This window comes from Rhizobium sp. RHZ01, assembly GCF_014851595.1.
In the GTDB taxonomy this organism is placed as follows: Bacteria; Pseudomonadota; Alphaproteobacteria; order Rhizobiales; family Rhizobiaceae; genus Rhizobium; species Rhizobium altiplani.
On sequence record NZ_JACUZZ010000014.1, the window covers coordinates 80339 to 105252 of the forward strand.

Annotated in this window: 20 protein-coding genes and 1 pseudogene; 9 read left to right on the plus strand and 12 right to left on the minus strand. The window is 59.4% G+C overall.

Features of this window, described 5'->3' with window-relative positions; translation table 11 throughout:
- Positions 1 to 19 precede the first annotated feature (19 nt).
- Genes IB248_RS16150 through IB248_RS31785 form a run of 3 tightly spaced genes read right to left on the minus strand, consistent with a single transcriptional unit; the run spans position 20 to position 5860 of the window.
- Positions 20 to 3448: an error-prone DNA polymerase gene (locus IB248_RS16150; protein WP_192241223.1), complete on the minus strand. Its 3429-nt coding sequence runs from the start codon at positions 3446 to 3448 to the stop codon at positions 20 to 22.
- Complete coding sequence (locus IB248_RS16155) at positions 3448 to 5001, minus strand: DNA polymerase Y family protein (RefSeq protein ID WP_312867210.1); 1554 nt, start codon at positions 4999 to 5001, stop codon at positions 3448 to 3450. The genes IB248_RS16150 and IB248_RS16155 overlap by 1 nt, the downstream gene beginning before the upstream one ends.
- Positions 4913 to 5860: a hypothetical protein gene (locus IB248_RS31785; protein ID WP_246779254.1), complete on the minus strand. Its 948-nt coding sequence runs from the start codon at positions 5858 to 5860 to the stop codon at positions 4913 to 4915. The genes IB248_RS16155 and IB248_RS31785 overlap by 89 nt, the downstream gene beginning before the upstream one ends.
- Positions 5861 to 6021: 161 nt before the next feature.
- Here IB248_RS31785 and IB248_RS16160 point away from each other — a divergent pair, with 161 nt between their 5' ends.
- Positions 6022 to 6459, plus strand: coding sequence for a metallopeptidase family protein (locus IB248_RS16160; RefSeq protein WP_018855933.1), 438 nt, complete (start codon positions 6022 to 6024; stop codon positions 6457 to 6459).
- A gap of 8 nt (positions 6460 to 6467) precedes the next feature.
- Here the strand turns inward: IB248_RS16160 and IB248_RS16165 are convergent, their stop codons facing one another.
- Both IB248_RS16165 and IB248_RS16170 read right to left on the minus strand, forming a co-directional pair.
- Positions 6468 to 6674: a DUF1737 domain-containing protein gene (locus IB248_RS16165; protein WP_018855932.1), complete on the minus strand. Its 207-nt coding sequence runs from the start codon at positions 6672 to 6674 to the stop codon at positions 6468 to 6470.
- A 13-nt stretch (positions 6675 to 6687) separates the two neighbouring features.
- Complete coding sequence (locus IB248_RS16170; protein WP_192241224.1) at positions 6688 to 7596, minus strand: CoA ester lyase; 909 nt, start codon at positions 7594 to 7596, stop codon at positions 6688 to 6690.
- A gap of 111 nt (positions 7597 to 7707) precedes the next feature.
- Here IB248_RS16170 and IB248_RS16175 point away from each other — a divergent pair, with 111 nt between their 5' ends.
- From IB248_RS16175 to leuD, 3 genes are all read left to right on the plus strand, one after another.
- Positions 7708 to 7950, plus strand: coding sequence for a hypothetical protein (locus IB248_RS16175; RefSeq protein WP_018855930.1), 243 nt, complete (start codon positions 7708 to 7710; stop codon positions 7948 to 7950).
- A 113-nt stretch (positions 7951 to 8063) separates the two neighbouring features.
- On the plus strand, positions 8064 to 8492 hold the full coding sequence (locus tag IB248_RS16180) for a glyoxalase/bleomycin resistance/extradiol dioxygenase family protein (RefSeq protein ID WP_018855929.1): 429 nt from the start codon (positions 8064 to 8066) through the stop codon (positions 8490 to 8492).
- Positions 8493 to 8630: 138 nt separating this feature from the next.
- Positions 8631 to 9239 carry a 3-isopropylmalate dehydratase small subunit gene (leuD, locus tag IB248_RS16185; RefSeq protein WP_018855928.1) on the plus strand — a complete coding sequence of 203 codons (609 nt, stop codon included), beginning with the start codon at positions 8631 to 8633 and terminating at the stop codon, positions 9237 to 9239.
- A gap of 58 nt (positions 9240 to 9297) precedes the next feature.
- Here leuD and IB248_RS16190 read toward each other — a convergent pair.
- A pseudogene (locus tag IB248_RS16190) lies at positions 9298 to 10231 on the minus strand (pyridoxal-phosphate dependent enzyme).
- Between the two features lie 177 nt (positions 10232 to 10408).
- Between IB248_RS16190 and leuB the strand changes: the two are divergent.
- Both leuB and IB248_RS16200 read left to right on the plus strand, forming a co-directional pair.
- Positions 10409 to 11521, plus strand: a complete 1113-nt coding sequence (leuB, locus tag IB248_RS16195) for a 3-isopropylmalate dehydrogenase (RefSeq protein ID WP_018855926.1) — start codon at positions 10409 to 10411, stop codon at positions 11519 to 11521.
- 117 nt (positions 11522 to 11638) lie between these two features.
- On the plus strand, positions 11639 to 12400 hold the full coding sequence (locus tag IB248_RS16200) for a phosphatase PAP2 family protein (protein WP_192241225.1): 762 nt from the start codon (positions 11639 to 11641) through the stop codon (positions 12398 to 12400).
- Positions 12401 to 12466: 66 nt separating this feature from the next.
- Here IB248_RS16200 and IB248_RS16205 read toward each other — a convergent pair whose 3' ends face one another.
- The 3 genes from IB248_RS16205 to IB248_RS16215 all read right to left on the minus strand — a co-directional run bounded on the left by IB248_RS16205 (position 12467) and on the right by IB248_RS16215 (position 16802).
- Positions 12467 to 14353, minus strand: a complete 1887-nt coding sequence (locus tag IB248_RS16205) for an MFS transporter (RefSeq protein ID WP_018855924.1) — start codon at positions 14351 to 14353, stop codon at positions 12467 to 12469.
- A 218-nt stretch (positions 14354 to 14571) separates the two neighbouring features.
- Entirely contained in the window at positions 14572 to 14925 is a 354-nt protein-coding gene (locus IB248_RS16210) for a VOC family protein (RefSeq protein ID WP_018855923.1), read from the minus strand.
- 113 nt (positions 14926 to 15038) lie between these two features.
- The gene (locus IB248_RS16215; RefSeq protein WP_018855922.1) at positions 15039 to 16802 is read right to left on the minus strand and encodes a glucan ABC transporter ATP-binding protein/ permease; all 1764 of its coding nucleotides are present in this window, start codon (positions 16800 to 16802) and stop codon (positions 15039 to 15041) included.
- Between the two features lie 316 nt (positions 16803 to 17118).
- On the opposite strand from IB248_RS16215, the gene IB248_RS16220 reads away from it, so the two are divergent.
- On the plus strand, positions 17119 to 17859 hold the full coding sequence (locus tag IB248_RS16220; protein WP_026371612.1) for a LuxR family transcriptional regulator: 741 nt from the start codon (positions 17119 to 17121) through the stop codon (positions 17857 to 17859).
- A gap of 115 nt (positions 17860 to 17974) precedes the next feature.
- Entirely contained in the window at positions 17975 to 21439 is a 3465-nt protein-coding gene (gene pyc, locus IB248_RS16225; protein WP_192241226.1) for a pyruvate carboxylase, read from the plus strand.
- 126 nt (positions 21440 to 21565) lie between these two features.
- On the opposite strand, the gene IB248_RS16230 is transcribed toward pyc, so the two are convergent.
- From IB248_RS16230 to IB248_RS16240, 3 genes are all read right to left on the minus strand, one after another.
- Entirely contained in the window at positions 21566 to 22327 is a 762-nt protein-coding gene (locus IB248_RS16230) for an amino acid ABC transporter ATP-binding protein (protein ID WP_018855919.1), read from the minus strand.
- Positions 22324 to 23004, minus strand: coding sequence for an amino acid ABC transporter permease (locus IB248_RS16235; protein WP_113469690.1), 681 nt, complete (start codon positions 23002 to 23004; stop codon positions 22324 to 22326). The genes IB248_RS16230 and IB248_RS16235 overlap by 4 nt, the downstream gene beginning before the upstream one ends.
- A gap of 103 nt (positions 23005 to 23107) precedes the next feature.
- The gene (locus IB248_RS16240; protein ID WP_113469741.1) at positions 23108 to 23881 is read right to left on the minus strand and encodes an amino acid ABC transporter substrate-binding protein; all 774 of its coding nucleotides are present in this window, start codon (positions 23879 to 23881) and stop codon (positions 23108 to 23110) included.
- Positions 23882 to 24126: 245 nt separating this feature from the next.
- Here IB248_RS16240 and IB248_RS16245 point away from each other — a divergent pair, with 245 nt between their 5' ends.
- Positions 24127 to 24903, plus strand: coding sequence for a DeoR/GlpR family DNA-binding transcription regulator (locus tag IB248_RS16245; RefSeq protein WP_026371610.1), 777 nt, complete (start codon positions 24127 to 24129; stop codon positions 24901 to 24903).
- The last annotated feature ends 11 nt before the right edge of the window (positions 24904 to 24914 follow it).

The following is a 24914-nucleotide window of genomic DNA, read 5'->3' on the forward strand; positions in this document are numbered from 1 at the left end:
GGCGTTCTGATGCACGTTCTCAATGGAAATTGCGGCCCTTTGGCATGATCTGAGCTGTTTCCCGTGCTCCATGACTGCCGGAGATGAAACTCTTCTCCATCACGGCGTTCTCAACTGAGTTTGCGAGTTTCCTTTGACGCGGATCCATCGTCGGATTGAGCGCTTGATCCGAACGATCGCTACCAAAACGACGGGCTTCCTTCTGCAGGATGCCGAGCGCGGGGGTCATATCCTCGATATGATCGACGACGATGTGGATCACGCCGCTCTGGCTCTGAAGCCTGCCATGAATCTTCACGAGTCGTGCTCCCATGACGATCGGGCGATATTTCTCGAAGACCCTTTGCCAGACAATGGCATTGGCAACGCCCGTTTCGTCTTCCAGTGTCATAAAGATGACGCCCTTGGCGGAGCCCGGGCGCTGACGCACTAAAACCAGGCCGGCGATCGTCACCCTTCTGCCGTTCGGGACGGTGAGAAGATCGACACTCCGCACGACCCCGGCTTTGCGGAATTCGTCGCGGAGGAACGAGACCGGATGACCTTTCAGGGAAAGCGAGAGGTAGCGATAGTCCTCGATGACTTGTTCGCCAGGCAGCATTTGCGGCAGCCGCGTCTCAGGCTCGACCTGCAAGTCGATGTGGCTCACCTGGTCGAACAGAGGAAGCTTTTCGGCAGCGCTCTTCGCATCAAGCGCCCGCACCGCCCAGAGCGCTTCCCGCCGCGACAGTTTTATGGAACGAAAGGCATCCGCATCAGCAAGCCGCTCTATATCCGCTTTCTGCAGGCCTGAGCGTAGCCAGAGATCGCGAATGGAAGAATAGCCCCTGCCTCTGTTGGCGACGAGTTGTTCCATACTCGCTTCCGAAAGGCCCTTTATCTGCCGGAAGCCAAGCCGAACGGCTCGCTTTGTCTTGATGACATTCCGCATGCTGGCATGCCGGAAATCGACTGAACGCTTGTTAAATTCTGCCTCCTCAAGCAAGCAATCCCAGTTCGATTCATTGATGTCGACGGGCCGGATATCAACCCCATGCTCCCTTGCATCCCTGACGAGCTGCGCGGGGGCATAAAAACCCATTGGCTGCGAATTCAGCATCGCAGCACAGAAGACATCAGGATAGTAGGCTTTCACCCAGGAAGAGGCATATACCAGTAGTGCGAACGAGGCCGCGTGGCTTTCCGGGAAGCCGTATTCGCCAAAACCCTTGATCTGGTTGAAGCATTGCTGGGCAAAGTCGCGGGGGTAATCCTTCGCGACCATGCCTTCGATGAACCGCGTTTCGAAATTGCCGATGGTGCCTGTTCGTTTGAAGGTCGCCATGGCCCGCCTCAGTTGGTCTGCTTCGGCCGGCTTGAATCCCGCAGCGGTGATTGCGATCTGCATGGCTTGCTCCTGAAAGAGCGGCACGCCGAGCGTTCGCTCCAGAACTCCCTTCAGTTCCTCGCTTGGATATGTCGTTGGGATACCGCGCGCTTTTTCCTCCCGGCGTTTCAGGTAGGGGTGGACCATGTCTCCTTGAATGGGGCCTGGCCTGACGATGGCGACTTCGATGACGAGGTCGTAGAATTTTTGGGGTTTCAGGCGCGGCAGCATGCTCATCTGCGCTCGGCTCTCGATCTGAAAGACGCCAAGCGTGTCGGCCCGGCACATCATCGCATAGACGGGCTCCTCATCCTCATGCTTATCGTTGCCGAGATCGGCGAGGGTCTTCTTCACGTCGTAATGCAGGAGAAGCAGATCGAATGCCCGCTTCAGGGCGGTCAACATTCCGAGCGCCAGGATATCGACCTTGAGGATCTTCAGATTGTCGAGATCATCCTTGTCCCATTCGACCATGTAGCGTCCGGGCATTGCCGTCTTCATGATCGGAACGACTTCATCCAGCCTGTCCCTAGTGATGACGAACCCCCCGACATGCTGGGTGAGATGGCGGGGAAAACCGAGAAGCTCGGATGCATATTTCAGCACGTTTTTGGTCATGGGATCGAAAATGTCGAGCCCGGCCGCCTTTGCTTCCCGTTCGGATAGCTTCTCTTCCGACCAGCCCCAGACCAAGCTGCCGATCGCGGACTGGACATCTTCTGAGAGACCGAAGGCTTTGGAAACCTCACGTCCGGCGGACCGGGTGCGATAAGTGGTCACCCCTGCGGTGAGACCCGCATGCTCCTTGCCGTATTTCTCATAGATATGCTGGATGACCTCTTCGCGCCTCTCATGCTCGAAATCGACATCGATATCCGGCGGTTCGTCGCGGTCCATCGACAGGAAGCGGTCGAAAAGCAGGGTGCTTTTCTCGGGATTCACCTCGGTTATCTCAAGGCAGTAGCAAATGACGGAATTTGCCGCGGAGCCGCGACCCTGACAGAGGATTTTTTTCTCATGCCTGGCGTACTGGATGATCCTGTGGACCGTCAGGAAGTATGGTTCATATTGCTTACGACGAACGAGATCCAACTCGTATTCGATGTTATTCTGAACTTTCTCAGGCACGCCGTTGGGGAAGCGCTTTGCTGCACCTGAATTGGTAAGGCGTTCCAGTGTTTCATAGGGTGTTTCCCCCTCGTCATTCTCGGAGGGATAGTTGTGCTCCAGTTCGTCGAGCGAAAAGGAAAGGCTTTCAAAGAACTTCCCTGTGTTTGTTACGGCGTGCGCATAGTCTCTGAAGAGGCGCAGAATTTCGTTGCCACTCTTGAGATAGCGTTCGGCATTCGGAGCCAGGAGAAAGCCAGCCTCGGGAATGGGAATATGCTCCCGGATCGACGTAACGATATCGGCGAGGGGGCGGCGGGCCGTATCGTGGTAGAGTGGCTGGTTGGTGGCGATCAGCGGGATGCGGCTACGGTCAGCTAGCATGGAGATGGTCGCAAACATGCGCCTATCGCGGCCGTCATAGGCGGGAGCGAGCGCCATGTGGATGTTTTTCCGGAAGCGTTTTCTGAAGCGCTCCAGACAGGCTTCGAACGCGGCGTGATTGTTATCGTCGGCAATGGACGGGTGCGGAATGATTGCAAGCATCATGTCGTCGCCCCATTCCATCAGATCTGCTTCCGACAGAATGCACTTACCCTTCTCGGCTCTCAGGTTTCCAGCGCTCAGCAACCGGCAAAGGTGCGCCCAGCCCTGGCGATCTCGGGGGTAGGCAAGAATGTCAGGCGTTCCATCCGCAAAGACGAGGCGGGCTCCCGGCTGGAAACGGATCGGGTCGGGAATGATGTCCTTCTTCTCGCGCTCCTCCAGAAGCCCGGCTTTCATTCGTTCGAACTTCTTCCGGATCGCCTCTGCCTGGGCATGGGCCCGGACGACACCTGCAACTGAGTTGCGGTCGGCAATGCCAAGGCCTCCAAGCTTCATAACGGCAGCCTGAACGACCATTTCCTCGGGCTTGGAGGCGCCCTCCAGAAACGAGAAATTGGTCTTGGCGCCGATTTCGAAGAAGGCGGACATCAGGCAATGACCCCGTGCATGAACCAACTCTGTGTTGTGTCACGCTCATAATGACCCTGGCGATAGATCCAGAAGCGGCGCCCCTTATCGTCTTCGATCCGGAAATAGTCCCGATCCCCAGCATCCTTTCCATCTACGCCATCGAGCCACCATTCCATTGCCAGCCGCTCCGGGCCCTCGCTCTTCAAGACACGGTGCTGCATGCGCCGCCAGTGAAAGCTCGCTGGTGCGCCATCAGGGATTTCGATGGCAAAGGCATCCATCGGCTCCGCTTTCCGCAATAGCCGGATGGGCCGTTCGCTCCTGGCTGGTGGCAGATGCCCCTCCCGGGTTTTCGGGGCGGACAGATGTTCGATTGCCGGCACTGTAGTGTAGGCTCTTTCCGGTATGTGGCTCTCCCGCAATTGGAAGGTTTGCAGGCAGTCTTCTCCGAGGCGAGCTGAAACCCGATCCACGAAGGCAGCAAGAGACGCGTCCTTCTGCTGGCGGTGTTCGAAGTCTCCCTGTGACGTCACGAAATCTTCGTGCAGGAGTACATTGAGACGAAGGATCTCGAATCCGTAACCCGCATCGAAATCGTCGTGAATTGCCTGCAGGCGTTCGGCAAAGAGGGCGGCAATGCGCTTGGGCTCCCGCAAGGGCTGCGCGGTCCCGGCAGAAATGCGAAAAACCTTGCCGTCGACACGGAACAGGACCAACTCGAAGATACGGCCGCCGACACCGCGGGCTTCCAGCGAGGGCTTCAGGGAGACGGCAACCTGACCCGTGAGTGCGAGAATATCGTCTTCGGCTCCGATCGGCTCAATCAGGCGACGTTCGACCGAGAGGCTTGCGACCGGCAGGCGTGGAGAGACCGGCTCTTCATCGGTCCCAAGCGCCTGATCGAGCCTCAAGAGCACAGCTCCCCCAAAGCGGCGGGCGAGGGGGGCGCGGGGCGCGGTCAGCAAATCGCCGACATATTTGAGGCCCATCTTGTCCAGGCCCCCTATGGTTTCGTCCTCGAGACGCAGGGCCGCGACGGGCAGGGGAGCCAACGCCTGTTCTGCCTCCCCATGCTCGATGATGCCGCCTTGGCCAAAACGGCTGATGGCCCAGGACAATCCAGGCGAGGAAGAGATGGCGCCGCGGGCGTCAATTCCCATCTGGAAGAGCCGTGCGAGAATATCCTTGAGAAGGGGCGTCTCACCGCCAAACAGATGGGCGCACCCGGTAATGTCAAGGAACAAGCCATCGACGCCGTCGAGAGCAACAAGCGGGGTATAGCGATCGCACCAGTCGGCGATCGCTTCCAGGAAGCGCCGGTTGGCGGCTGGGTCGTCCTCGATCACATCAAGCGTGGGGTAGATGGCGCGGGCTTCGGCGACACCCATATGCTTTCGGAGATTGAGTGTTTCGGCAGCCTCGTCCAGTGCCGTCAGCCGCATCGTATTGTTGAGGCGGCTGGAACAGACGATCGGTGCGGCTTCAGGACGTCCGTGCGAACGCCAGGAGAGCCCCCATTTCTTTCTTGCGATCCGGTCGGTTGGAAGGTGCGGAAAGTGGAGTGCCAGAATGCGTTGCGCGTTCGTCTGGAAGGCGAGGGTTGGCTGATTGGGAGACGGCGAAAAAACGGCGGTCATGGGGGTTCCACTCCAGTAGAAAGGAGAGGGGAGCCGGGTTGCGGCTCTTCTCCAGGGTGAGATGAAAAACCGGATTGCCGATGCTACCGCCCAGCATCGTGCCATCCGGCAAGGGGCGCGCCTGTGCCGGCGCGGGTGCTGCAAGGAAGCGGAAATAAGCGCTGCTGGCTTCTTCCTCTCCAGCCTGCCGCAACAGGAAAAGCGGGCGTTTCGATGCTTTCGCCCGCAAGCTCAAACGACGGCTCTCCGTCAGGCCGAAGGGCTTTGGGTTGCCGCGGATCTCCAGAACCGTCGCAGGAAAAACGCCGCTTTCGACTGCAGATTCCGCAAGCCAGAGAGCGTCTTCAAGCTTGCGCGGACTGGCATAGAAGAACTGGTCCGGTTTCAGACCGAAATCTCGTAACCCTACGGCGTAGGGGACGCCTGCTTCCATCGTGGAAACCATGTCCGCGATCCACAGGATCGGTAGCGGCGCACTGTGGCTCTCCTCGACTTGACGCTGCAGCATGGCGGCAAGCGCCAGCACAAAGCCGCTGCCGGCACCGGCCTCCCGCAAGAGGTCGGTGCGAGCCTCGGTGATCCCGTCGAGCGGCAAGCCGCCATCGATCGCCTCGTCGAGTGCGGGTATTCCAAGAGGAAGACGCGGGCCGCTGTCGTTCTTGGCGGCGAGGCCATTGTCGGCCAAGGCTTCGCTTTGCGCGGCCGCCAAGGCCGGCGCGGGCTTCCCTTCAAGCTTTGCAATGGTTTCGCGGAGCGCAAAAAGCCGCTCGCGCGTCACGGCCGACTGTGCCATGACGTTCTCCAAGTCTCATATGTTCCTGTTATGTTCTTATGGATTCCAGAGGCGGGCGAAAGAGTCAACAGGCATTTGATGTGAATTTATTCCTGCCTTTGATTCCGCTCTCGAAAATCGTGCGCAAAGGTTCTATATGGGCGGCAAAGGAAGGAATATTAATGGCCCGCATAGACCAGAGCGAGGATTGGCGGGATCGCCACGCGCCGACGATCAGTACCTTCGAGTCGTTGGCGATGGAGGCATATAGCCACCTGCCGGAAGAATTCCGCTCGCTGACCACCAATCTGACCATCGAGATCGAGGATTTCCCTGACGACGACGTGTTCGAGGACATGGCGCTGGAAACGCCATTCGACCTTCTCGGCCTCTTTGAAGGCCGGGGCATCTCGGAGCGTTTCACGATGGAAACCGGCGAACTGCCGAACCGTATCCGCCTCTACAGGCGGCCGATCCTCGACTACTGGGCGGAGAACGACGAGACGCTGGGCGATATCATCACCCACGTCCTCATCCACGAGATCGGCCACCATTTCGGTCTCAGCGACGACGACATGGAACGGATCGAGGCAAGTGCCGAAGAGGCGGCCGAACGCTAAGCCTTCGCTTACTGTTCGGATAGCTTCATGTCCGGGTGGTAGTCCTTGCCTTCGACTTCCTTGACGATCGCCTGAGCGCACATCACCTGGCCGGTCTGGGTGTTGAAGGTCAGCGACGGCGAGCCGTTCAGCGACCAGCCCTTGTTGAGGGCGTCGGTTACGCGATGACAGAAAGCGGCATCATCCTGGCCGGTCAGAAGGCGATAAAGCTTCATCTAGAGTCGTCTTTCACTTCGCCGTTTGGCGCTCAGTAATCAGGCGGGCTTTATGAACCAGACTTTCCGCCTGGACAAGATGCAGCCGCTCGATCATCCGTCCATTGACATTGATGACGTTCAGACCTTCGGCAGCCGGGTCGGCAAAGGCGGCGATGATTGCCTCCGCCTCGGCAATTGCCGCCTTGTCCGGGCCGAAATGCCGGTTTGACGCTTCGATCTGAGCAGGATGGATCAGCATCTTGCCGTCGAAGCCCATGGCCCGGGCATGCGCGCATTCGGCGTCGAAGGCATCTGCGTCCTTGAAATCATTGAAGACACTGTCGATCGCGTCGAGGCCATAGGCACGCACGGCAAGAACCACCTGCATCAGCCAGGGCACGAGATAGGTGCGGCCGGGCTGCGGCAAGACACCGGTCTCTTTGCGCAGGTCGTTGAGGCCAACGACGAAACAATCGAGTCTTGAGCCCGGCGTGCGTCCGGCTTCGGCGATCGCCGCCGCGTTCAGAATGCCGCGGGGCGTTTCGATCATCGCCCAGATGCGGAGGCTTTCCGGCGCATCGGCATCGGCAAGCCGGTCGCTGATGGACATCACATCCTGAGGCTCGTCCACTTTCGGCAGAAGCACGGCATCCGGTTCCAATGCCAAGACCAGCTCCATGTCGGCATTGCCGAATGTGGAAGCCAGCGCATTGATGCGGATGATCCGCTCCTTGTTCACCAGAGGAGGGCCCGAAAAAAAGGCTTTCAGATTGTCGCGGGCTTCCGCCTTTCGCTCCAGCGCCACCGAGTCCTCGAGATCGAAGATCACGGCGTCGCAATCGAGCGCATGGGTCTTTTCCAAGGCGCGTGCATTGATGGCCGGAACGCTTAGCACCGAACGGCGGAGATTCAAGGAACGAGTCGGAGAGTTGCGGGTCATCACAAATCTGTGCCAAGCTTTGTGATGGGTGGCAAGACAACAAAAAGCCATGCTCACCTTGCAGAGAAAGAAATGAAGGACCACATTCCTTTCCGAAGAAAGGTCTAAACCATGCAAAGCATTCGTTCCGTCTTCCTCCTGCTCGCAGGCATCACAGCCTTCATTGCGTTGGCGCTCCTCACATTTTCTGTGACGCTCGCAGTTGGCGGTATCCTGACGGTGCTCATGGTTGGCCGCGCGCTTTCGCTGAAGATGAAACCGGCCCCCGTTCGCGCCACCGCCAGAACGAAGTCACATTCCGGCGAGAGCATGCGTATCTGGAATGACGGGCGCGGCACGATCATCGACCTCTGACCGTCGGGTCGTTTCCAGAAAAATTTCGACATCGCTGTCGGCTCGGCTGATCTTCCCGCGTCTTTGAAAGGCCAGGGCTTTTGCCCAAACCAAATCAAACAATGGAGGACAGAATGGATACCGCAACGGAAACCGGCGCAACGAAAATGCCGCCGGTCAAGAATGGCTTGTTGCCTTATGTCACCGTCGACGGTGCTTTGAAGGCGGCGGAATTCTACAAGCGTGCGTTCGGCGCCGAGGAGGCTTTTGTCGTTCCTCCTGACGAAAACGGGCGGACGATGCATGTTCACCTCTACGTCAACGGAAGCTCGCTGATGCTCTGCGATGCCTACCCCGAGCATGGTCATCCCTTCGAAAAGCACCAGGGCTTCAGTCTCCAGCTTGTTATCGACGATATCGATTTCTGGTGGGAGCGCGCGGTTCAGGCTGGCGTAGAGGTGATCATGCCCGTTCAGCTGATGTTCTGGGGCGATCGGTATGGCCAGCTTCGCGATCCGTTCGGGGTTCTCTGGGCAATGAATGCGCCAGCGAATGCAAGTTGATCTCACGATATCCATGGATGGCTGCGCGTCGAATCCGCGCGCAGCCTTTTCCGCGGTGTAAATTTTCCTTCATTTTGGCCGAAATCTGGACTAAACGCTGATCAACAAAACTACGTCTGCTGACATTGGAGCCAGGCCATGGACAAATTCGTAAAGCTGACGGGCGTTGCTGCCCCTCTGCCTGTTGTCAACATCGACACCGACATGATCATTCCGAAGGATTACCTGAAGACGATCAAGCGCACCGGTCTTGGCAAGGGTCTTTTCGCCGAAGCCCGTTACAATGAAGACGGTTCTCCGAACCCGGATTTCGTGCTGAACAAGCCGGCCTATCAGAATGCGAAGATCCTGGTTGCCGGTGACAATTTCGGTTGCGGCTCCTCGCGCGAGCATGCGCCATGGGCGCTTCTCGACTTCGGCATCCGTTGCGTAATCTCGACCAGCTTCGCCGACATCTTCTACAACAACTGTTTCAAGAACGGCATTCTGCCGATCAAGGTCAGCCAGGAAAACCTCGACAAGCTGATGGACGACGCCTCGCGCGGCTCCAATGCGATCCTGACGGTCGACCTGGAAAACCTTGAGATCACCGGTCCGGACGGCGGTTCGATCAAGTTCGATCTCGACGAGTTCAAGCGCCACTGCCTGCTGAACGGCCTCGACGATATCGGCCTGACACTCGAGAAGGGCAAGGCAATCGACAGCTTCGAAGCCAAGAACGCGGCATCGCGCCCCTGGGCTGCTTAAGTCTTAAAAACATAGCATTCGAGAAAGCCGGGTTTTCGCCCGGCTTTTCTTTTGCTGCTTACAGCAACCGTTCTTTCCAAACCTTCAGCTTTTCCAGCGAGACACCGATGCCGCCGCAGACTTCGATCAGCGGATTATTGAAGCGGGCGAGAATATCGGAATGCACGTCGGCCACCGCCAGGGCGGCCCCGCAGGCGGGCTCGACCAGAATGCGATAGGCATCGGCGAACTTCAGGCAGGCGGTGACCGCCTGCGCATCCGTGACCGTGACGCTTTCGATCGGGTGGTGCTTCGGCAGATCGAAGACGTGCTGCGCCACCTGACGTGCGCCAAGCGAACTGGCGATTGAGGTGATCGCCGGCAAGGTAAGGCGCTCGCCTGCAGCAAGGCTGGCATAAAGCGAAGCGGCCCCTTCGGTCTCGACGGCAATGACCGGCACATCAGACAGGCCGTTTCGCTCGAGACCGGCTACGATGCCCGCCAGCAAGCCGCCACCGCCGACGCTCGTGATGACGCAATCAAACTCGGCGCCCTTTGCGACAACCTCGTCGATCAAAGTGCCGTGCCCCTCCCACAGAAGGGGATGATCGAATGGGTTGCACGTAGGCTGCGTTTCTGGCCTTCGCGTGTTCTATTGCGAAGGCATTCGCTTCGTCGAACACCGATCCATGCACGAGAACCGTGGCGCCGGTTGCTTCGATCGATTGGCGCACTTCCGGCGACGTCGTCTCCGGTACGACGATCGTCACCGGAATGCCGAGCGCCCGTCCCGTATAAGCGGCGGCGATCCCCGCATTGCCGCCGGAGGCGCAGAAGATCTCCCGTGCGCCGTTCTCGATCTCGTGCTGGCAAAGCCTGCCAACACCGCGAAGCTTGAAGCTTCCAGAGGGCTGCAGCGCGTCGAGCTTCAGCCAAAGCGGCTTGTTGCTTGCGCTGTAGTCGGCGGAGGTGCGGAAAAGCGGCGTGTCGAGGTGGAGCGGTGCAGATGGCATGATGGTGTCCGATGACCGTGGCGATGGAGGCTCTTCTTGTGGACCCGCATGCGCCGATCGGTCAACGAGGGATCGCGGCAGTAATTCCGCAACCGTACCGAATCGGCCGCCCACTCGCTTGAAATGCCGTTTTTGCAGGTCTAAGAAGCCGCAACTTGTTTTTCCGCGGAGGGTTTCATGACAGCGCGCAATCTTTTCCTGCTGCCGGGCGACGGCATCGGCCCAGAGGCCATGGGCGAGGTCCGCAAGATCATTGCCTATATGAACGAGGCAATGAATGCCGGCTTCGTCACCGACGAAGGTCTGGTCGGCGGCAGCGCCTATGACGCGCACGGCGCGGCGATCTCCGAAGGCGACATGCAGAAGGCGCTCGCAGCCGACGCCGTTCTCTTCGGCGCCGTCGGCGGTCCGAAGTGGGATGATGTTCCCTATGAAGTACGCCCCGAAGCCGGCCTGCTGCGCCTGCGCAAGGATCTGGAGCTTTTCGCCAACCTGCGTCCGGCCATCTGCTACCCGGCGCTCGCTTCCGCTTCCTCGCTGAAGCCGGAGCTGGTCGAAGGCCTCGATATCCTGATCATCCGCGAACTGACAGGCGGCGTCTATTTCGGCGAGCCGAAGACCATCACAGATCTCGGCAATGGCCAGAAACGCGCGATCGACACGCAGGTCTACGATACATACGAAATCGAGCGCATCTCGGCCGTGGCCTTCGAAATGGCCCGCACGCGTCAGAATCGCGTCTGCTCGATGGAAAAGCGCAACGTCATGAAGTCGGGCGTGTTGTGGAACCAGGTCGTCACAGCGACGCACAAGGACAAGTATTCCGACGTCAAGCTCGAGCACATGCTGGCGGATGCCGGCGGCATGCAGCTGGTGCGCGCGCCGAAGCAGTTCGACGTCATCGTCACCGACAACCTGTTCGGCGACATGCTGTCCGACGTTGCCGCCATGCTGACGGGCTCGCTCGGCATGCTGCCTTCGGCTTCGCTTGGCGCCCCGGATGCCAAGACCGGCAAGCGCAAGGCGCTCTATGAGCCGGTGCATGGTTCGGCTCCTGACATTGCCGGCAAGGGCATCGCCAATCCGATCGCGATGATCGCTTCCTTCGCCATGTGCCTGCGCTATTCCTTCAACCTCGTGAAGGAAGCCGACAACCTCGAAAAGGCGATCGCCAACGTCCTCGACAAGGGCATCCGCACCGGCGACATCATGGCCGAAGGTTGCACGAAGGTTGGAACCATTGAGATGGGCGACGCGATCCTCGCCGAGTTCAAGGCGCTTTCTGCCTGATATTTCACGTGAAACACGCTTTTGGCCCTTCGCATCCACCGATGCGGAGGGCCTTTGCTTGAAGGCAGTTATTGTCGCCCCTATCTCCCTTCTGCATTGAGGAAAGAGCGGAGTGGAATGAGCGGGGCCGTCGATCGCAAGCCAAGTTTCTGGAACTATCTGCGAAAGCGTTATGAGACGCGGCGTACGATCCATCGGCGGGTTCCCTGGAAGGGCTTCGTGTTCACCGCCATCAACGCGGTTGCCATTGCTTTCTTCGTCTTCGACCGTCCGCTCGGACAGGCGGCCAAGGACCTGGCCCCGCGGCTGATCACCGTTGCCGGGGACATTACCGATATCGGCAGGCTCGCCTGGATCCTGGCGGGCCTTTGCACAATCTTCGCCACCAGCTATCTCGTTCGCCGCCGGCTCTGGAAGGTGCGCAGGCAGTTCCGCATGATCTATTTTGGACAGATGACGGCTTATGTCGGGCTGTCCGTTCTATCCACCAGCATCGTCGCCAACGTGCTGAAGTTTGCAATCGGCCGGGCCCGACCGCTGATCTATGAGCAGGAGGGTATCTTCAGCTTCGCGCCTTTCAATGCTGACTTCCTGCATCAGAGCTTTCCGTCGGGCCATTCGGCCAACATCGGCGCGCTGTTCGTGGCGCTCGCACTTCTCTTCCCGCGCTTTCGCCTTGGTTTTATCGGCATAGGCCTTTGGCTTGGCGCCACACGCGTCATCATCGGCGTGCATTATCCAAGCGATGTCGTGGCCGGCCTTGCGTTGGGCGCCTGGTTCGCCTTTGCCACCTCGGTCCTCTTCGCGCGCTTCGGCTTGGTGTTCTCCATCGATCGCGATGGCGGCTGGCCGACGCCGCGGCTGAGCCGTCTTCTCTAGCCTTCCATAAATAAAATACCCGGCGCCTTGAGAGCGCCGGGCAGATGTTTGCAGTCCTCAATCGGCTCAATCCATGGCGTGGATATCGCGGTCCTTCGTTTCCGGCAGGAAGATCAGGCCGATGACCAGCGTGATGGCTGCGAAGACGATCGGATACCAGAGGCCGAAGTAGATATCGCCCTTGGCCGCGCTCATTGCAAAGGCCATCGCCGGCAACAAGCCGCCGAACCAGCCGTTGCCGATATGGTAAGGCAGCGACATGCCGGTGTAGCGGATGCGGGTCGGGAAGAGTTCGACCAGCAGGGCTGCGATCGGGCCATAGACCATCGTCACATAGAGAACGAGCACGAACAGAATGGCGATCGTGCCGATCCAGTTGACACGGGCAGGGTCGGCTACCATGGAGAAGCTGCCACCCTTGGCAATGTTATAGACCGCCATGTCGGTGGCGCCCTTTGCTTCATCGGCCGTCAGCAGCTTGTCGGCAACCAGCTTGTCGACCGGTACGGTCTGTTTTTCACCGGCGCGTACTGCGTCAGCGTTGAGGGCAAGCTCAGGGTTGGCCGCGATGAAGGGGTCCAGCTTCGCATCCGGCACCTTGATGGCGCCGCGGTTCAGCGGGTATCCGGCATCATGAAGGGCGATGTTGACGCCCTTTTCGAACGCGCCCGTCATTGCCTTTGCCTTGTCGCCGGCGGCGACGACGTCGAAGCTGGGGATGGTTTCGTCACCGATCTTGATCGTGGCAGGCTGGCCTGCCGGGCCGGGCACGACATCATAAGGCACCGAGTTCTTGGTCAGGAAGGCAGTGGCCACATCGCAAGAGTTGGTGAACTTCGACGTTCCAGTTGGGTTGAACTGGAATTTGCAATCCGCCGGATCGGCCGTCACGGTTGCACGGATAGAAGCCTGGGCTTCCGCAAGCGCCGGATTGGCAGTCCAGGTCATGGCCTTGAACAGCGGGGTGTAGGTAACGGCGGCGATCAAGAGGCCGGCCATCAGGATCGGCTTGCGGCCGATCCTGTCGGACAGGGCGCCGAAGATGACGAAGAAGGGCGTGCCCAGGAAGAGCGCAATGGCGACCATGATGTTTGCCGACTGCAGATCAACCTTGAGCACGTTCTGCAGGAAGAACAACGCATAGAATTGGCCGCCGTACCAGACGACCGCCTGACCCATCGTTGCGCCGAGAAGCGCGATCAGGGCGATCTTGGCGTTCTTCCACTGACCGAAAGCTTCCGTCAGCGGTGCCTTGGATCCCTTGCCTTCGGCCTTCATGCGCTGGAATGCCGGAGATTCGTTCATCTTCAGTCGAATCCAGACGGAAATCCCGAGGAGCACGACGGAGACGAGGAACGGAATGCGCCAGCCCCATGCCGCAAAGGCTTCCTTGCCCATCAGGAACTGGACGCCGACGATGACGAGAAGTGACAGGAAGAGGCCGAGCGTAGCCGTGGTTTGGATCCACGACGTGAAGTATCCGCGGCGTCCATGCGGGGCATGTTCGGCCACGTAAGTCGCCGCACCGCCATATTCACCGCCGAGCGCAAGACCCTGCAAGAGGCGAAGTCCGATCAGGATGATCGGTGCTGCGATACCAATCGTCGCCGCACCCGGCAGGATGCCGACGAGGAAGGTGGAGAGGCCCATGATAAGGATCGTCACCAGGAACGTGTATTTGCGTCCGACGAGATCGCCGAGACGCCCGAAGACCAGTGCGCCGAACGGACGCACGAGGAAGCCGGCAGCGAAGGCCAAAAGCGTGAAGATGTTTCGCGTTGCTTCCGGATACTGGGTAAAATAGGTCGCGCCGATATAGGTTGCGAGCGAACCGTAAAGGTAGAAGTCGTACCATTCGAAAACGGTGCCGAGCGATGAAGCGAAGATAACCTTCTTCTCCTCGCCCGTCATCGGACCGGCCTTGGGGCCGTCGACGCTTGCGATATTTGCCATTTTCTGTCCTCCACAGAATGATGTGAAACGCGGCGCGCGACCACCATGCTCTCCTCAAAGCATACCCTCGGGTCGCGGTTCGCCTGACAAGAGTGTGACAGAAAAGCTCATCCATACAGAGAGCGGCTTTGGGATTATGACTTTAGTCTAACACCTTCGCGCGAATTGCCGCTGGATGGCGCAGCGCGTCCCGCCCGAGGAGTCGGGCGTTGCCGGCTTCACGGTCTATGAGAAAGAATATTCACGATTGTTCCAAAGGGGTCGCGCACGTAGAAGCGCCGAACGCCCCAGGGCTCATTGGCCGGCCCATAGATGATTTCGAAGGCTGATGCACTCATGGCTGCGAAGGCCTCGTCAACATCGTCGACCTCGATCGAGAGGCCTGGAACCGGTGTGTCTGAGCCGCCCTCGCTCGCAAAGCCCACCTGGACCCGCATTGATTGGTTTGAGCCATAGGTGGAGATCCAGTCGTGATCCATCAGTACGTCGAGGCCAAGGATATCCTTATAGAAGACCTTGGCAGCGGCCGGATCGGCTGTTTCGATGTTCGCTACGATTCGCAGGACCTTCATATCGCCTCCGGCAATACCGTTTCCCTTAAGCTATGCGCGAACTCCCCGCGGGCAAGAAAAAAGCCGGGCGGCAGGTACCGTCCGGCTTCTGTTTTTCCCTTGAGCGATCCGTCTTATGCGGCCTCGGTCGTGTGTGCCTTGCGAACTTCTTCGTCCGTGAGGATGCCGCTGGCGCGCAGCAGCGCCGCGAACCGGCCGTTGCTATGGCTGAGCTCATCGAAGCTGCCTTCTTCGACGACACGGCCACCGTCCAGGAACAGGACCTTGTCCGCTTCGCGAACAGTGGAAAGACGGTGCGCGATGATGAATGTCGTGCGGTTCTGGCGCAGGTTGTCGATTGCGGCCTTAACGCGATTTTCGGTTTCGACGTCAAGCGCGCTTGTCGCTTCGTCTAGCACGAGGATCGGGGCATCCTTGAGGATGGCGCGGGCAATCGCCACACGCTGACGTTCGCCGCCGGAGAGCCTGTTGCCGCGTTCGCCGACATGGGTGTCGTACTGCTCTTCGCGCGTCTCGATGAAGTCGGCGGCAGCGGCCGCTTCAGCTGCTCGACGCATGTCCTCATCCGAGGCGCCTTCCCGGCCGAGGCGAATGTTGTCGCTGATCGAGCGGTTGAGCAGGCCGGCATCCTGGAACACCGTCGCGATATAGCGGCGCAGCGACTTGCGGGTGATCTTCGTCGTGTCGTGACCATCGACGAGGATCTGGCCGCTATCCGGGTCATACACGCGCTGCAGCAGGTTGATCATCGTGGTCTTGCCCGAACCGGTCGGACCGACGATCGCAACCGTCTGACCAGCCTTGGCGGTAAAGGACACGTTGTGCAAGCCCTGCGCGGTGTTGCCGAAGCGGAACGACACGTTGCGGAATTCGACTTCACCCTTCACGTCGGCGATATCGTCATTGCCGGCAGGCTCTTCGCGTTCACGCACGGAGTCTTCGAGCGAGTAGAAATCCTCGAGCTTCGAACGGGCCTCGAAAATCTGCGTGGCAAACTGGCGCATCTGGTCGAGACGCGAGATCAGCAGGTTCGCAAAGCCGATGAAGGCAATCACGTCGCCGATGCGCAGCTCGCCGGACTGAACCATGAGCGTGCCGATGACGAGGATGATCATCATCGCAATGGTCGAAGCCATGCGGTTCATGGCGCCCGCGAGAGCCCACCAGTCGAGAACCGGATACTGAGCCTGCAGCAGGCGCTCGGCAAACGACTTCAGTGCCTTGGTTTCTGCTTCGATGCGATTGTAGCTATGGAGGACCGATACGTTGCTGATCGAGTCGCTGACGTGTGAGAAAACGGTGTGGTAGTGGTTTTCGACCGACGCCTGGCCATCCTTGGTGCGGCTCATGACGAGACGACCAATCAGCCAGTAGGCGACGCCGAGCACGACCAGCACGCCCGAAAGACGCAGGTCCATCGACATCGCAGTCGGCACCAGAAGCGCGATGGCAACGGCAGTCGCCAGGTGGTTGCGCATGAACTCGAGCCAAAGGCCAAAGAGCGTTTCGCATGCGCGCAGCAGCGTATGCAGCGCATTCGACGTGCCACGCTGATGATGCCAGGACAGCGGCATGGAGATGATACGGCCGAACGCTTCCGTCAGCAGTGTGGCGCGGCGGCCATGGGCCAGCCGGTCGGCCTCACGAGCGACAAGAACGAACGCTATGGTGTTGAAAACGGCAAAGCCGGCCCACATGAAAAGGATGGGTTTGACTTCGCCCTTGCCTGAAATTGCATCGATGATGCGACCGAACAAAATCGGTTCGGCGATTGTGATCGCGGCAAGCACGATGTTCGCAATAACGACCAGGGATACGCGGAGCTTGTAGGCGCCGAGATAGCGCAAAGCTCTAGCATAGACCTTGAATAGCGACACGGCGATACCTCTTGTGCATTTGCGAAATAATGGACGCTGCAACGCTACAAAAAGATACCTGAACCAGCGATTAACGAAGCGTTCAGACGAGCGGTCGCGGCAAGATTCTTTTACGGAGCGCACCCACAGCAATCCATTCCGAGGGACTGAACTTTTTTGGGACGTATCGCAAATCTCGCAATTTTCACTTGCGTTGCATGGTCGCGCTGGCACACCATAGATTGACGTCTAAATGCGTCGCAGGGGCGCCCAACCAAACACTTCCCTTGGTCGTGATCATTCCGCTAGGAGCCCAACTGGCGTAGGGGCATTTATTTTGAGTATTCATTCATTAATTCAATTGCTTGTCGTTCTGGAAGAGTGTCGAAGACCCGAAGGAGTTGTTGGCGAACTGGAGCATGTCATCCACGCCTACGGCTTCCAGTATTATGGCCTTTTGCGACACCTGAAAGCGACTGAAGATCCAATCAGTCTGATGTTTGCCGGTCATTGGCCAGAGAAATGGCCGCAGATCTATATTTCGAAAAAATACGTTCTCAGCGATCCGACGGTTCGCTATCTCGCATATGCGCAAAGGCCGTTTCGCTGGAAGGATAGTCTGGCGGCCTTCCGGAAGGACCCGCATCACCGCCGGATGGAGCAAATGATGGCCGACGCGCATAGCCATGGCCTGAAGGACGGCTACATTTTCCCCATCCAGGGCAGAAACGGCATCCTTGGTAATATGAGCATAGGCGGGACACCGGTAGACCTCTCTCCTGTCGAGATCTCGCTCTTTGATGCCGTTGCCCGAAAGGCTTTCTGGCGTCTTCTTGAGCTTAAGGGGGAGGCGGATGCGCTTGAAGAAGTTTCCGGCATCGACACGCGTTTGACGCGCCGGGAGATGGAAATACTTCAATATCTCGCGGAAGGCATGACCTCGGTTGAGATTGGCAAACGCCTCAAGATTTCAAACCACACCGTCGACTGGTACATGAACGGCCTGCAAGACAAGCTGAAGGCAAAGAATAGACAGCACGCGGTCGCTGTCGCCTTCCGGCATGGGCTGATCACCTAGTCTTAGAGAAATTCTATTTCGGACGGTTCCGGAAATTGAACTTTCCGTGACAGCGCGTTAAGACTTCTCTTCGCGGGTGCAGCATTGCCCGTTTCGATGCCGTGAGGAGACTGCATTGCCCATATCCAAGATACTTGTTGCCAACCGTTCGGAAATTGCCATCCGCGTGTTTCGCGCGGCCAACGAGCTCGGGATAAAAACGGTCGCGATATGGGCGGAAGAAGACAAACTGGCGCTGCACAGGTTCAAGGCAGACGAAAGCTATCAGGTTGGCCGCGGCCCGCATCTTGCCCGCGACCTCGGTCCGATCGAAAGCTATCTGTCGATCGATGAGGTGATCCGCGTCGCCAAGCTTTCCGGCGCCGATGCGATCCATCCCGGCTACGGTCTGCTGTCGGAAAGTCCGGAATTCGTCGATGCCTGCAACAAGGCGGGCATCATCTTCATCGGCCCGACGGCCGATACCATGCGCCAGCTCGGCAACAAGGTCGCAGCACGCAATCTGGCAATCTCGGTCGGCGTGCCTGTCGTGCCGGCAACCGAGCCACTGCCGGATGATATGGCTGAGGTCGCCAAGATGGCGGCGGTGATCGGCTACCCTGTGATGCTGAAGGCCTCCTGGGGTGGCGGCGGACGCGGCATGCGCGTCATCCGTTCGGAAGCCGACCTTGCACGCGAGGTGACGGAGGCCAAGCGCGAAGCGATGGCGGCTTTTGGTAAGGACGAGGTCTATCTCGAAAAGCTCGTCGAGCGTGCGCGCCATGTCGAAAGCCAGATCCTTGGCGACACGCATGGCAATGTCGTTCATCTCTTCGAGCGCGACTGCTCGATCCAGCGCCGCAACCAGAAGGTCGTCGAGCGTGCGCCGGCGCCTTACCTGTCGGAAGCCCAGCGCCAGGAACTGGCGGCGTACTCGCTGAAGATCGCGGGTGCCACCAACTACATCGGTGCGGGCACCGTCGAATATCTGATGGATGCCGACACCGGCAAATTCTACTTCATCGAAGTCAATCCGCGCATCCAGGTCGAGCACACGGTCACCGAAGTCGTTACAGGCATCGATATCGTCAAGGCGCAGATCCACATCCTTGATGGCTTTGCGATCGGTACACCGGAATCGGGCGTTCCCGAGCAGAAGGACATCCGCCTCAACGGCCATGCCCTGCAGTGCCGCATCACGACAGAGGATCCGGAGCACAACTTCATTCCGGACTACGGCCGCATCACCGCCTATCGTTCGGCATCCGGCTTCGGCATCCGTCTCGATGGTGGCACCTCCTATTCCGGCGCGATCATCACCCGCTACTACGATCCGCTGCTGGTCAAGGTCACTGCCTGGGCCCCGAACCCGCTGGAAGCGATCTCCCGCATGGACCGTGCATTGCGTGAGTTCCGTATCCGCGGCGTTGCGACGAACCTCACCTTCCTGGAAGCGATCATCACGCATCCGAATTTCAAGGATAACAGCTACACTACGCGCTTCATCGACTCGACGCCGGAGCTCTTCCAGCAGGTCAAGCGACAGGATCGCGCGACGAAGCTTCTGACTTACCTCGCTGATGTGACGGTCAACGGCCATCCGGAAGCCAAGGATCGACCGAAGCCGTCCGCCGATATCGCCGAGCCGATCGTCCCTTATACCAACGGTAGCGGCATCGCCGACGGCACCAAGCAGCTTCTCGACAAGCTCGGCCCGAGGAAGTTCGGCGAGTGGATGCGCAACGAAAAGCGCATCCTGATGACCGATACGACGATGCGCGACGGCCACCAGTCGCTGCTTGCGACCCGCATGCGCACCTATGACATCGCGCGGATCGCCGGCACCTATGCGCACGCTTTGCCGAACCTCCTGTCGCTCGAATGCTGGGGCGGCGCGACGTTTGACGTTTCGATGCGCTTCCTGACGGAAGATCCATGGGAACGTCTGTCGCTGGTGCGCGAAGCCGCGCCTAACCTGCTTTTGCAGATGCTGCTGCGCGGCGCAAACGGCGTCGGTTACAAGAACTACCCTGACAACGTCGTCAAATACTTCGTCCGGCAGGCTGCTGCCGGTGGCATCGACCTTTTCCGCGTCTTCGACTGCCTGAACTGGGTGGAGAATATGCGCGTATCGATGGATGCGGTGGCCGAGGAGAACAAGCTCTGCGAAGCGGCGATCTGCTACACCGGCGATATCCTGAATTCGGCGCGCCCGAAGTACGATCTCAAGTACTACACCGACCTCGCCGTTGAGCTCGAAAAGGCCGGTGCGCATATCATCGCGCTGAAGGATATGGCGGGCCTGCTGAAGCCGGCTGCCGCCAAGGTGCTGTTCAAGGCGTTGCGCGACGCCACCAGCCTGCCGATTCACTTCCACACGCACGACACCTCGGGCATTGCAGCGGCGACGGTTCTCGCGGCGGTCGATGCCGGCGTCGACGCGGTCGATGCGGCAATGGATGCACTGTCCGGCAACACCTCGCAGCCCTGCCTTGGCTCGATCGTCGAGGCCCTGCGCGGCTCCGAGCGCGATCCCGGTCTCGATCCGGAATGGATCCGTCGGATCTCTTTCTATTGGGAAGCGGTGCGCCATCAGTACGCGGCCTTCGAAAGCGACCTCAAGGGACCGGCCTCCGAAGTCTATCTGCACGAAATGCCGGGCGGCCAGTTCACCAACCTCAAGGAACAGGCCCGTTCGCTCGGCCTCGAGACGCGCTGGCACGAAGTGGCGCAGGCCTATGCCGACGCCAACCAGATGTTCGGCGATATCGTCAAGGTGACGCCGTCCTCGAAGGTCGTCGGCGACATGGCACTGATGATGGTCTCGCAAGACCTGACGGTTGCCGATGTCGTCAGCGCCGACAAGGAAGTCTCCTTCCCGGAATCTGTTGTCTCGATGCTGAAGGGCGATCTCGGTCAGCCTCCATCAGGCTGGCCGGAGGCGCTGCAGAAGAAGGCACTGAAGGGCGATGCGCCCTATACGGTGCGTCCGGGTTCGCTGCTTGCCGACGCTGACCTCGATGCCGAGCGCAACACGATCGAGACCAAGCTGGAGCGCGAGGTCAATGACTTCGAATTCGCGTCCTACCTGATGTATCCGAAAGTCTTCACCGACTTTGCGCTGGCCTCCGACACCTACGGCCCGGTCTCCGTCCTGCCGACACCGGCCTATTTCTACGGCCTTGCCGATGGCGAGGAACTGTTTGCCGATATCGAAAAGGGCAAGACGCTTGTCGTCGTCAACCAGGCGATGAGCCAGACCGACGAGCAAGGCATGGTGACTGTCTTCTTCGAACTCAACGGCCAGCCGCGCCGCATCAAGGTGCCGGATCGCGCCCATGGTGCGACCGGTGCCGCCGCCCGCCGCAAGGCGGAACCGGGCAATGCCGCGCATGTCGGTGCGCCGATGCCAGGCGTCATCTCGCGCGTCTTTGTCTCGCCCGGGCAGGCGGTCAATGCCGGTGACGTGCTTGTTTCCATCGAGGCTATGAAGATGGAAACGGCGATCCACGCCGAAAAGGACGGTGCGATCGCGGAAGTGCTTGTCAAAGCCGGCGACCAGATCGACGCCAAGGATCTGTTGGTCAGCTACGCGGGCTGACGAAGATGCGAAGGACAAAAAGAGGGCGGCCTTCGGGCCGCCCTTCTGCTTTTTATGCGCGAATTGATATGAGCAAGCTCAAGATTGTCGGGGGAACGCGCTGCGCGCTGTCGCTCGACGCGCCCCCTAAATATCGTAGGTATGGGCGGCGTTGATCGTCGAGATGAAGCGTTTGGTGCGCTCTCGCTCCGGCGCCGTGAAGATGTTCCTTGCGCTTCCCGTCTCGACCACACTGCCGGCCTCGAGGAAGACAACGTCGTTGGCGATCTTCGAGGCAAGGCGCAGGTCATGCGTCGCCATCACCATCGTCGTGCCCTCGCGGGCGAGACGGCCAAGAACATCGACGACTTCGGCGGAAAGCTCGGGGTCGAGCGCCGACGTCGGTTCATCGCAGAGAAGAACTCGCGGAGAGGGAGCGAGCGCGCGGGCGATTGCGACGCGCTGCTGTTGTCCACCCGAGAGCGTCGAAGGCCAGGCGTCGGCCTTGTGCGCCATGTTGACCTTTGTCAGCAATTCCATCGCCCGTTCACGCGCCTTTTCCTTCGGCCACTTGAGCACGGTGATGAGGCCCTCCATTACATTCTCGATGGCCGTCTGATGCGGAAAGAGCTGGAAGTTCTGGAATACCATTCCGGTCTGCCGGCGGATCTTCTGGATCGCCTGCCAGCCGGTCTTCTGGCCCAGCGTAAAGCTTATTTTCTCGTCACCGAGGCGGATCGTGCCTGCTGTCGGGATCTCCAGCAGGTTGATGCATCGCAGCAGCGTGCTCTTGCCTCCGCCCGAGGGGCCGACGAGTGCGGTGACGCTGCCTTCCGGAATCCGGATGCTGATGTCTTTCAGGATGACGGCGTCGCCGAAGCGCTTTTCGATATGGGAAAGCTCGATCATGCGTTTGCCTCCAGCATGCCGCCATAGCGCGCGAAGCGACGCTCGAGGCGAACCTGCAACGCTGATAGGACGGAGCTCAAAGCAAGGTATATCAATGCGGCCTGGATGTAGAGGATGAGCGGCTCGTAAGTGGTCGCGACGATGCGCTGCGCAGCCTGGAACAGCTCAGGGACCGTAATGGCGGCCGCCAGCGACGTGTCCTTCACCAGCGAAATGAACGTATTGGAGAGCGGCGGTACAGCAACGCGCCCGGCCTGGGGCAGGATCGTGCGGCTCATCGCCTGGCGCCAGCTCATGCCGATCGAATAGGCCGCTTCCCACTGCCCCTTCGGCACGGAGGAGATGACGGCGCGGATGATTTCGGAGCTATAGGCGCCGATGTTGAGGGTGAAGCCGATCAGCGCTGCCGGAAAGGCGTCGAGCAGGATGCCGATGCTCGGCAGGCCGTAAAAGATGACGAAGAGTTGCACCAGCAGCGGCGTGCCCCTGATGGCCCAGACATAGAAGCGCGCGATGGCGGCGACCGGCGCCGGCGCGAAAAGCCGTGCGATTGCCGTCAGCAGTCCAAGGATGAGACCGAGTGTGAATGACAGGAGCGTCAGCGGGATCGTGAAGATCAGGCCGGCCCAGAGGAGCGGACCAAGCGACTCCGCCATCAGTTGAAGCCAGTGCGGCAAGGTTCAATCCTCAAAGAAGATGCGTCCAGCGAGGTTTCGCTGAACGCTTTCTCGGGAACATATAAAGGATGTGGCGGCGGCAGCAAGCCGCCTGCGTTACGAGTTACTTCGAAACGTCCTGACCGAAGTACTTGTCGGAGATCTTCTTGTAGGTGCCGTCGGCCTTGATGTCGGCCAGTGCCTTGTTGATGGCTTCCAGTAGCTCCGGCTCACCCTTGCGGATGATGATGCCGGAAAAATCGGCATTTTCCTGCTGGGCGACGATCTTCACCGGAGCGTCAGGCTTGTGCTTCTTGAAGTCGAGGAAGGAGAGGCTGTCGTTGATCGTCGCGTCTGCACGCTTGGTCAATACGAGCTGGATCGACTGGTCGAAACCATCGGTACCGACGAGTTCTGCGCCGGACTGTTCGGCAAGCTTGCCGAAGTTGCTGGTCAGCGACTGAGCCGACTTCTTGCCCTTCAGGTCCGCAAAGCCCTTGATGCTGTCGTCGCCGTCGCGAATGATGAGAACGGCCTTGGATGCGATGTAGGGCTCGGAGAAATCGTACTTCTGCTTGCGGGCTTCGGTGATACCGACCTGGTTGATGACCGTGTCGTAGCGCTTGGCATCAAGACCGGCGATCAGGCCGTCCCATTTGCCTTCGACGAATTCGGCCTTGACGCCGAGCTTGGCAGCAACCGCCTCGCCGATCTCCACGTCGAAGCCGACCAGCTTGCCGCTATCGTCATGATAGGTGAACGGGGCGTAAGTACCCTCCGTGCCGATCTTGAAGACACCCGCAGACTTGACGGCGGCGAGGTTTTCGCCGGCAACGGCGGGAAGAAGGGCGGCGGCCTGGATCAGTGCTGCAGCGGCGATGGTCTTCAGGAGGTTCATTTTTTTATCCAATTCACAGGGTGTTTGATGCACGAAAAATCGCAGAAAAGCTGATCGCTGCGAAGCGTAGAAAACTGCGAAGAAAATCGGCATCTGCGAATATTTTTCTCATTTATCACAGATTTGGCGCGCCCTGTTTCAGTTTGTGAAGATCGAGATAGCGCACCACACTTGCGTGCACGTTTGTATCCGTTTATGCATGTTTTTATCAGTTTTTGATCAACCAGGCTGAAGTCGGCATGAACATGAACGAACTTCTCCTGCAGGAGCGCCAAAGCGTCATCCTGCGGAAGCTACAGAGTGATGGTCGGGTGCTAGCCGCAGATCTTGCAGTTGAATTCCGTGTATCCGAAGACACGGTCCGCAGGGACCTGCGCGAGATGGCAGCTGCCGGCCTGTGCGAGCGCGTCTATGGTGGCGCGTTGCCGGTTGCGCCCGCCGGCGGGAGCCTTGGCCACCGGGCAGGGATCGCGCGGGATCGCAAGCAGGCGCTCGCCGTCGCCGCTGTGTCGCAGATCGTTCCCGGCTCGACCGTGTTTTTCGATGCGGGCAGCACCAACCTCGCAATTGCGACGGCCCTGCCAATGGATTTGACCCTGACGGCAGCGACCAACGCGCCAGCGATCGCCGCCGCCCTGATCGAGAAGCCGGCGGTTAACGTGATCCTGATCGGCGGGCTTATCGACCGGCAGGTCAGCGGTGCGCTCGGCGCGAAGGCCATGCGCGACATGGAGTCCCTCTCGCCCGATCTTTGCATCCTCGGTGCTTGCGGGATAGATCTGACGGCTGGCGTGACGACTTTCGGCTTCGAAGATGCTGAATTCAAGCGTTTTGCAGCATCGCGAAGCAAGAAGGTTTTGGTCGCCGCGACGTCCGACAAGTTCGGCACTGCCGCGCCGCACAGTGTACTTCCGGTGGCGCAGTGCGAATGCCTGGTGGTCGAGCAGGACGCCGACCCGGCCATGCTGGCGCGCTATCGCGACAGCGGCTGCAGGACGATCGTGGCTGGCGGAACGACGTAACTACCATTCAA